A 9033-nucleotide genomic window follows, 5' to 3' on the forward strand; every position below is an offset into this window, starting at 1 on the left:
TGTGATTTTAGCGCATCTTTCTAAAAAAGGGGATATTCAAAGCTGATATTTTTTCAATTAAGATTAAATATAAATCAGCTAATACAAATCCTAAGTCGTCTCTTAGGTCAGATATATGGAGTTTGAGTAAACCGGATGTACGAGAACTTTTTTGATAAGATTTCCATCTTATATCAGCTTTTTTATAAATATCTTTGGGAATTTCTCCCCAACTTAATTGATAAAAAAAAGCAGCTAAACTATACATTTCAACTTGTGCAAATAATCTACCCATCCATTCATAGTAATCTTTTTTTTCTGATGCAAGAGGATGATTATCATCTAATTTTTCAAAGTCAGATGATATTTTTTGAGATAGTTTATCCTTTTTAAATGAAGGATTAAAAGAAATTTTATAAAATAAAATTTCTCCCCAGTCTCGAATATATTTTTTCCAAAAAGTTGATGACTTAATAAATAGATATTCTTTTTCTTTTAGGAGGTAAGACCTTTTCTCACTTAAAGATTCTTCTAGCAACAATTCAATAATAATACTATCAATATTTTTTTCTATTTCAGTTTTGTCTATTATTTTTTCTTTCTCTAAAAAATTTATTAACTTGTCTTGAATTTTAATGCCTGCTAAAAAAAATTTTTTATTATTCTGTTTTTTGAGCCAATATAACCATTCAAATACCTGTTCAGAAGGCATCAGAATCGCGATCAACCCCCTATATCTAGCATTTTTAATATCTTCATAGGTATCAAGAAAAGTTTGGTCTATGATGCTTTCCCAGTGCCAATTATGACTATCTATTTGTTCTAAATAGTTACTTAATTTGAAAAAATTATTTTCTAAGTTTTTGTTCTTAGCTATTGCCATTAAACATCGCTTAAGATTAGTCTCTGTGAATTGTTCATCAGATAAACTATCATCAGATAAACTATCATCAGAAAAGCTTTGATAAGATTGATTGAGATCATTAACAATTAAATTACCTTGAGAATAAATAAGGGTGAATTTTTCAGGATGTTCTAATTTATTAACATTATAAGCCCAATTTAACGGGACTTTATATTCTCGATTTAAAATTAATGCTAAGGTGTGAAAAGGTTCGTCTTCAAGATGATACTGAAGAGGAATAACTAAATTACCTTGAGATTGATCACTTCTTGTTTTTATATCTTTAAATAACTGTTCGTAACCAAAATCTTGAATTAAATCGGTTTTAAATAAAAAAGATGTTGAATAAGGTTTATTGTTAATTTTATTTTCAGCAGAAGGTCTTAATTCATAGTATAAACAATTATCAATTTCCCACTGATTTAACCACCATTTTAATAAAGTTCCAACTCCATCTATATTTTGCTCTCTGGTTGTTTTTTTTAACCAGAAATAACGATAAGCAACTAAGGGACGATGTCGGTCATCCATCAAACGAGTTGCTACTGCTAAAATAGCATACTTTTTAAGTTCTCTGGCAATTAAAGCAATATCATTTTCTCCGGGTGGATAATTATCATTAATACGCAATAAATGGTTATGAACAACATTAACGATATCTTTGGGAACTTTTTTGCTTTCCCATCCAATCTCTTTATCAAACCCCGTGGTAACATACTGATTAAAAACATCTGACCATTTGGGTTCTAGAAATTGTCTCGAAAATTCATAGATTTTAGCTTGTTTATTTAGCATCATTTTGTTGTGTATCGTTTCCCTATGTTTTAGGTTCCTGATTTTTATCTATTTTAGGTTTCTCTTTTGGTTTCTTAGGTTCTTCCTTTAAACATTCAGAATATAGTTTATCACTAATTATTTTGCACTCATTAAGTTTATTATATTTAATCTTAAATTCCTCATAATTTTTACTTTTATCAATAATTAAATTAAGTTCTTGTGCTGCTTCTTCAAGTTGTTTTGCTTCTATCATAATAGAAAGCACTGACCAAGTATCTGGCCCTAAGCTACCGTCAACTGAATCGATTCCATAATCTTTTTGAAACTCTTTAAGTGCGTCTGATGTCTGCTTATCCCATATCTCATTAATTTCAACTTTTTTACCCTTATAAAATCCAAGTGGGTCTAAAACGTCTTTTACTTGTTTGATTTCAAGACTTTTTAGAAGAGTTTCCTCATTAATTTGATCTGTCTTATAACTTTGACTTAGTTGTTGTTTGACGGGGGGAGTTAATCCTTTTATGTATCCATATAATGGATTTTTAGTTAAATTATTTCGGTCTTTCAATATTTGCTCTCTTGTTTCTGCTTTTTTGAACTTTGTATCAGTAAATTTAGGTATTAAACTGATAAGCTTATCTAAATTGTCAAGATTTTTCTGTTGAACATCTTTCTTAAAATATCCACTTTCTAGAAGATTAAGGTATAAATAAAGTTCACGAATAGGGTTAGAAGAAATAATCTTAGATTCATTTTGAGAAATGGGATCATATAATATTTTGTCGTATCCTTTAAACCACCCTTGTATTGGGATTCCTAATCCTATTCCTACGAATGTTCCGAGCAAGAAACTACTACCGATTGAAAGACCAAGAATCAATTTCCACATTTGATTAAAACTCCTTTCAAAATAACCTGTAACTGATGGATATGAAACTAAAATAGCAAACATAGGATAGCATTTTTTCAATATAGCTAGATGGTTAAATGGGACTAAACCAATTAGTAAAATCTCTAAGTTTTCAGAACTATTGAAAATAGCCAATTTAGTTAAATGAGATGCTTTTGAAAAATTTGAAAATGAATAATATTTGAAGAAGTTTCTTCCAAATACAGATAAATCATAGTTAATTTTCTGCTCTTCTTTCTGAGAAGATTTGAGAGGAATGATTTCGTCTAGTTTGTATTTTTTAATTTCTTTCGGTATTTTTTGTCTACTTAGCTGATAGAAAAATGCAGCGACTGAATAGGTTTTTTGATCATCTATTTTCCCAAAAAACTTAGCAAGTTTTTCATAGGCATTGAAACTATTGGATGATGGAACTGATGGTATATTATGAGACGAATTAGGTTGATGAATAACTAGATTTTGATTTTGTAATGCTCTTTTTTCCTGTTCTTTTATGTCTTCCCATGATTGAAAATCTTTACTGATTTGCTCAATAAATTCATTATTTTCTTCTATAGTTAACTCTTGTTTATCTTTACATTTCTTTTTGAGTTTTTCCAACAATTTTTTTCCATAACTAATTAAACGTTGTTCATCTGACCAAACAGATTGAGACTCAAACAATAACCATTCAATTGAACGATAATTATCTTCAGAATTCAAGACTTCTAATAATAGCTGATCAATTATATAATTAACTTTATTTCTTAGTTTTTCACTGTGAGAAATCGCAGCTTTTAATTGTGGTTTACTTTGAATTTCTAAAGCATTGATAGCATTTTCATTAGGTGGATAATATTTGTTAGATTTTTTCTTTTTATCTTGTTCATTAACTTTATTGAAACTGTTGATCCAATTGGGAGTAGATATCTCCAAATTCTCAATTTTCAGATTAGGATGTAATAGTAAAACTAAAGATTTATATCTAGCAATTTGAGATTCATTATGAGTTTCTAACCAAGTTTTATCAACCAACTTTCCCCAGTCCCATTGCACACTATCACTATGACTTAATTCTTCAATTAATGTCTCTAAATGTTTATCAACTTGTTTATTTTCTGCTATTTTATGGATTGCTTGTTTAAGGGTATTTGTTGGAGTTTTTTGAACAGATTCTTGCGTTTTTGGTATAGAAATTTCTTGTTCTAAAGGAGTAGAAATATTATTATATTTTTGATTCCATTCAAAAGATTGTTGATCTGCACACCCAATTAAAATATACTTATTCGGATTTTCTAAACAACTAATATTCCATGTCCAAGCAATGGGAAGCTGATATTTTTTGTTTAGATATAAAGCAAGAGAATGTAATTGTAAACAGTAAAAATCCCATTTTAATAAAAGTATTACCGAAAATAACCATAAACCGAGGCGAGAATTACCCCGTAAAAGAGCTAAGTTTGAAAGGTTATCTGCTTTCTGTAAATTCTTAGGAAGCTGATTATTTTCTTTATATTTTTTAACCGTAAAAATATGAGGTGTTTTTGTGATTTGATTGCTAATATTTTCTACAGTTTTATCATAATCATTAAAACTATTTTTTTGATAAATTTTTGCTTTATAATAGCCTTGTTGATAATTATTCTTTTGAGTTTCTTGTATTTGAGAATGAGGTTTCAAATCTAAACAAGGTTTACTTTTGCTAATCCACCATTGCAATAATGTTCCTACACCGTCAATGTTAGTATTCTCTGGTTTTTTTAACCAGAAATAACGATAACCAATCAAAGGACGATCCCTATCATCAACTAAACGGTTAGTAACAATTAAAATAGCATACCGTTCAAACTCTTTAGCAATCAGTCCATTTTCTCCCTCACTAGGAGGATAATTATCATTAAGACGAAAAAGGCGATTATAAACAGCATTTTCTATAATTTCAGGAACTTTTTGAGTTCTCAAACCAATCTCTTTGTCAAACCCTGTTGATACCCATTTCCCGTTAACTTCTTTTGGTTCTAAAAGTTTCCTAGAAAATTCCCAAACGTTGACAGTTATTCTTTGTTCATTCATAGTTTATCTATCCCTCCAAATCTCTTAATTCAGCAATATCTTGTCCTGTATATAACCAATAAATAGGAGCAATCAAACCAAAAGGTTGCCACAATTCTGTGTCATCAATAACACCAACTGTAACCCCATCTGGTCGTTTTTCTGGCCTAACATTAGGAGTTGCATCATCTCCTTTAACCCCAAAAGCAGAACAAAAAAAATAATTCATAGGACATCTCCATTCCCGTTTCCATCGTAATAAAAGTTGCTCAGTTTGCAAATATTTTTTATTCATAAATTTAGGAATTCTCCTGCGGTAGTTCCACATACCAGACATTTCTGCTTTACTCCAAACAATAGCAATAGGATAATTGCTTAAAGACTTTTTTTTAGAGCGCAATCTAGACTTTAATGCTGATTCTAAATTAGCTAAACCTTGAGCGTATCTTATATCTTGATCTTGTGTTGATAAAGTTCCCTCTAACATAATAAAGAGTCCTGATGCTTGAGCATATTCTTCTAAATAGGTTTCTATTGCTGTAATATTTTTATTTTGTAGCTTGGTAAAAAGTTCCCCTGCAAAATCTTTACAAGTTATCTCAAATTCTTGATGATTAAACTCAGCATTCATTGTGATCTTAATTTCGTATTCTGGAATTGACTCAGGGTTATCAGTATAGTCAGTTCCAGCAACTCTATCACCCCTTTTGAGAATATTTTCTGCTTTATCAATAAAGTTCTGAGTTGCATCATTGAGAGGAGTAATAGACTCAATCGAACTATTTTTTCTGACTTGTGACCAATAAGCTAAAGCTGCTAAATAAGCAGTTTTTCCAGAACTTCTGGGACCAATCATCCTAAATTCTGTACTACCTGATAATTCTTCTTTTTGTCGTTGAAATGGACTCAACATCATTATCACTTCAAATAAGGTTTAATTATTCTTCTAGTCGAATACCTGTTGCTAACCAGTATAAAGGAGGAATTAATCCATAGGGAGACCATTGCTCGGGTTCTCTTAAGGTTGCTTCAATTTCTTCCGGGGGACCATCATAATCAAAACGACAGTTAGGACGGGGATCAAAATTTTTCAGATCATCACCTAAAATACCAAACGCAGAACAGGCAAAAAATTGTATAGGGTTATTCGTAAACTTTTGTGTTATAAATTCATAAGTTTTTGGTAAACGCACAGCAAATAAGTCTTCATCGGGGTCAAGACGACAAGGCCAAAGTTCCCCCCGTTCACATTTTGTCATGACCACTGCAATGCGCAATTCTTTCAACTTTGGATTAATTTTTTGTTTTCCTGATAGTTTCCGATGTAACTCTTTAAACGCAGGTTGATACAGTAAGAGATCATTCTCAGGTTCCCAGTCTGTCATCATTATCATCCATCCATCAGTGGTAAATAAATCATCTATCCATTTTTTGATGTCTGGATCTTGCTGTTTATCTCCTCGCGGTATATCGTGAAAAAACTCCCCTGGAAAGTCTTTAGTTAACAACTCCAGTTCAATTCCCGGACGCTGTTTATTCCCAGGAATTTTAATGACAAAATCATACTCGTTCAAGTTATGGAATTCTTTTTTTTCATATGTTGTTCCAGGAACCTTTGAACCCACCGCTAATGTATTTTTTGATAAATCTTCTAACTCCTTGGTTTCATCATTACGTTTAATAACTTGTAATTCTGGATATTTTTGTTTGAGTCCATCAGGACATTCGGCCAAGGTAGTCAGATAAGTTGTTTTACCTGATGCTCTAGGACCAAAAATACGAATATCAAGAGGTTTATTTTCAAGAGGTTTAGTAGAAGTGTCAGACATAAGCTTAAGATTGAGATCCTAAATACACCCAAGGTAATTCTAATAGATTTGAATTTTTAGTGCTAGTCACGAACAATCGAGGAGCAAGAAAAGGAGGTTGCTTGTTATGGTCTCGGATAATATCATAGGCCAAATCAAAATAAGTTTCTTTGATATGTTGATTATAGTCAAACCAATTTATTAATTTCCCCTTTTGTCGATTATATTCCCAGTTTTCATGATCTTTTTCCAAATCATAACCCAATAAATCAGCCTTGTGCATGGCGATAACAAAATGTTTAACATTTGAACAATTTTTTCTCATGAAAGTTAACCAATTTTCTAGTTGAGTTCTCCAAGTTTCTACATCTAGCTGATCAGAAGGGTTGCTATTATCTGTTGATGCAGTTTTTCGTTTACTCCTAGTATAAGGAGGAACTAATAAAATTACTGCCTGACTATTACTAACTGTTTCTACCAGCTTTTTATAAGGTTCAGGATTCCTTTTTCTCCAGATAGGAACAGACCAAGCTTCTCCAGGGGTATCTATCCAATCTACCCTAATTTTTTTTCCTGCTCCAGCAGGAAGATCCACACTTAATGATAAAGATCGTGGTGCTTGTAATCCAGAAGTACCAGCAATTTCATAAATTTTTTTCTGCTTTATTTGGGATACTGGTTGACTAAAAATTTCCTTGTATGAATCGACAGAAACTCCCTCTTTTTCTGGATTATTTGAGGTGATTTTTGTTTGCTTAAATTCCCCTAAAGGTTGACTTAATGTGCCATTATCTGATGAGAAATCATCATCTTTTGAATTATTTACATATGGATAAGAGGTTATTTGTTCAAGTAAATTTTCCGCGTTATATACTCTAACATTTTTGTTTTTTTCAGATATAGTTGCTTCAGCTAAAGCAGCTATCATACTGGTTTTCCCTACACCTTGGTTGCCAATAACAATAACATTCATGAATTAATCTAACCTACAATTTTTACTTTTTATGAATAACATAACAGAAACGACCAATCTTAGGAGGATTATCTTCCATTAGGTTACTGGTAATGGTTTTTAAGCCTCTCATGAAGTTTAACAGATTTTGAGTTTTTGAGCCATCATTAGGGTTATCTCTTCCTGGGGTTAAGTTCCACTCTTTCCACCAACTTTCTTCTGGTATATTATTTAAAACAACATCAATTTCAAAACTGTATATTCCCGATTTGGGAAATTTATTAGTATCAATTGTAGTCACAAAATTTAACTGTTTTTCTGGTGTAAATTCCCATTGATCAACATTGATGATATTTTTAAAAGAACTATCATCTTGATATACTTCTGTTACCTTCTTTAATTCTTTGGAAAATTCATCGATAACCTTAATATTTTTAATGGTACTAAAATAATTAGGATTAAGTGTGGTTATGGGATTCCCAGAGATCAAATTGACACTATCTTTAATGGTAATTGGTTCTGTTGGTTGACTAGGGATTTCTAATAGTTGATTTTTTTCATCTTGAGACTGAATTTTGACTAAATTATTTTCTAACCTCCACTTTTGAGGTACTGCTCCATCTACAGGATATATATTAATTGTTTCCTTATCTAAATAAGTAATTTCATCAACTAATTTATAGGGAGAAAATAAGGTTAATTCACTTTCTTCTATTAGTTCAGTTCCTCTATTTTTTACGGTTTCAAAATAGTTAACAACATCATCATAGCGACCTATAAAAATAACATAAAAAGGTCGTAAATCTTCCTCAGATTGATTATTAGGAAAGGTAAATTTTCTAATTGTTCTTTGTCCTTGCACATGAACTGTTCCTGAAAATTCGCTTTTAATTGCCCAAATAGCTACAACATAATCTTTACTATTATTATTAAGATAGGTATCTCTTATTTTTTTGCTAAGGATAGTAATATCCCCATCTGCTTGATCTAAATCTGTTACCATCACCAACAAACTATCTTGTTGATTCGGTGGTAAAATAAACTCTTGTAAGGGAACCGAAATGTTAGGAAATTTAGGCTTACTACTATTATAAAATTCAGGTAGTTGTGCCTTCTTAAAATCACTACGAGTGATAATTTCTCCTGAACGATAGTAACTAGGATTAGTCTGCGATCGCAAACTACTTAACGATAACGTATCATCCAAAAGTTTTAAGGTTTGTACATAACGACTATTGCGATCGCTAACATAACCTAACATAGATTGAGAACCATCTATAGCGATCATAATATCAAGAGAATCTGACAAAGGAGAGGACTGAGAAGAGGAGTCAGATGCACAAGAAAAGGGGACTTCTACCTTGCTACAAGATTGTATCATCACAGAAGTTACCAGGAGAAGCACTAACCAACGAGGACGAATCATAGAATTATTTTCAAATTAACAACTTTTACCCTTTTGATCCTAAGACTAATTACCAAAAATTGCCAAAGTCTCAAGATTTTAAGTTTTTTTACAATCTTTCAGAGCAAAGGTTGCCTCAAAATTTAACCGAATGTCGGGCAGAATTCCCTAACGTTCCATAACTTAGGGATGAATGCCCGACCAACATATAAAACTGCGAAGCATCCTTATTTCTTAGTTTCTAACCCTCCTGACTGGTTTTTGATA

The 9033-nt window shown here is 31.4% G+C and carries 6 protein-coding genes; all 6 read right to left on the reverse strand.

Going from position 1 to position 9033, the window contains the following annotated elements; all coding sequences use genetic code 11:
• Positions 1 to 7 precede the first annotated feature (7 nt).
• Positions 8 to 1681 carry a hypothetical protein gene (locus QNJ66_RS13810; protein ID WP_300507875.1) on the reverse strand — a complete coding sequence of 558 codons (1674 nt, stop codon included), beginning with the start codon at positions 1679 to 1681 and terminating at the stop codon, positions 8 to 10.
• Positions 1682 to 1700: 19 nt separating this feature from the next.
• Entirely contained in the window at positions 1701 to 4337 is a 2637-nt protein-coding gene (locus QNJ66_RS13815; RefSeq protein WP_300507876.1) for a peptidoglycan-binding domain-containing protein, read from the reverse strand.
• 292 nt (positions 4338 to 4629) lie between these two features.
• Positions 4630 to 5517: a hypothetical protein gene (locus QNJ66_RS13820; RefSeq protein ID WP_300507877.1), complete on the reverse strand. Its 888-nt coding sequence runs from the start codon at positions 5515 to 5517 to the stop codon at positions 4630 to 4632.
• Positions 5518 to 5539: 22 nt separating this feature from the next.
• A complete protein-coding gene (locus QNJ66_RS13825) occupies positions 5540 to 6430 on the reverse strand; it encodes a hypothetical protein (RefSeq protein ID WP_300507879.1) in 891 nt (296 codons plus the stop codon).
• 4 nt (positions 6431 to 6434) lie between these two features.
• Positions 6435 to 7382, reverse strand: coding sequence for a hypothetical protein (locus QNJ66_RS13830; RefSeq protein WP_300507881.1), 948 nt, complete (start codon positions 7380 to 7382; stop codon positions 6435 to 6437).
• A gap of 22 nt (positions 7383 to 7404) precedes the next feature.
• Positions 7405 to 8787 (reverse strand): hypothetical protein, encoded by a 1383-nt coding sequence (locus tag QNJ66_RS13835; RefSeq protein ID WP_300507883.1) that lies wholly within the window; start codon positions 8785 to 8787, stop codon positions 7405 to 7407.
• Between the last annotated feature and the right edge of the window lie 246 nt (positions 8788 to 9033).

It is taken from the genome of Crocosphaera sp. (assembly GCF_030064895.1).
In the GTDB taxonomy this organism is placed as follows: Bacteria; Cyanobacteriota; Cyanobacteriia; order Cyanobacteriales; family Microcystaceae; genus Crocosphaera.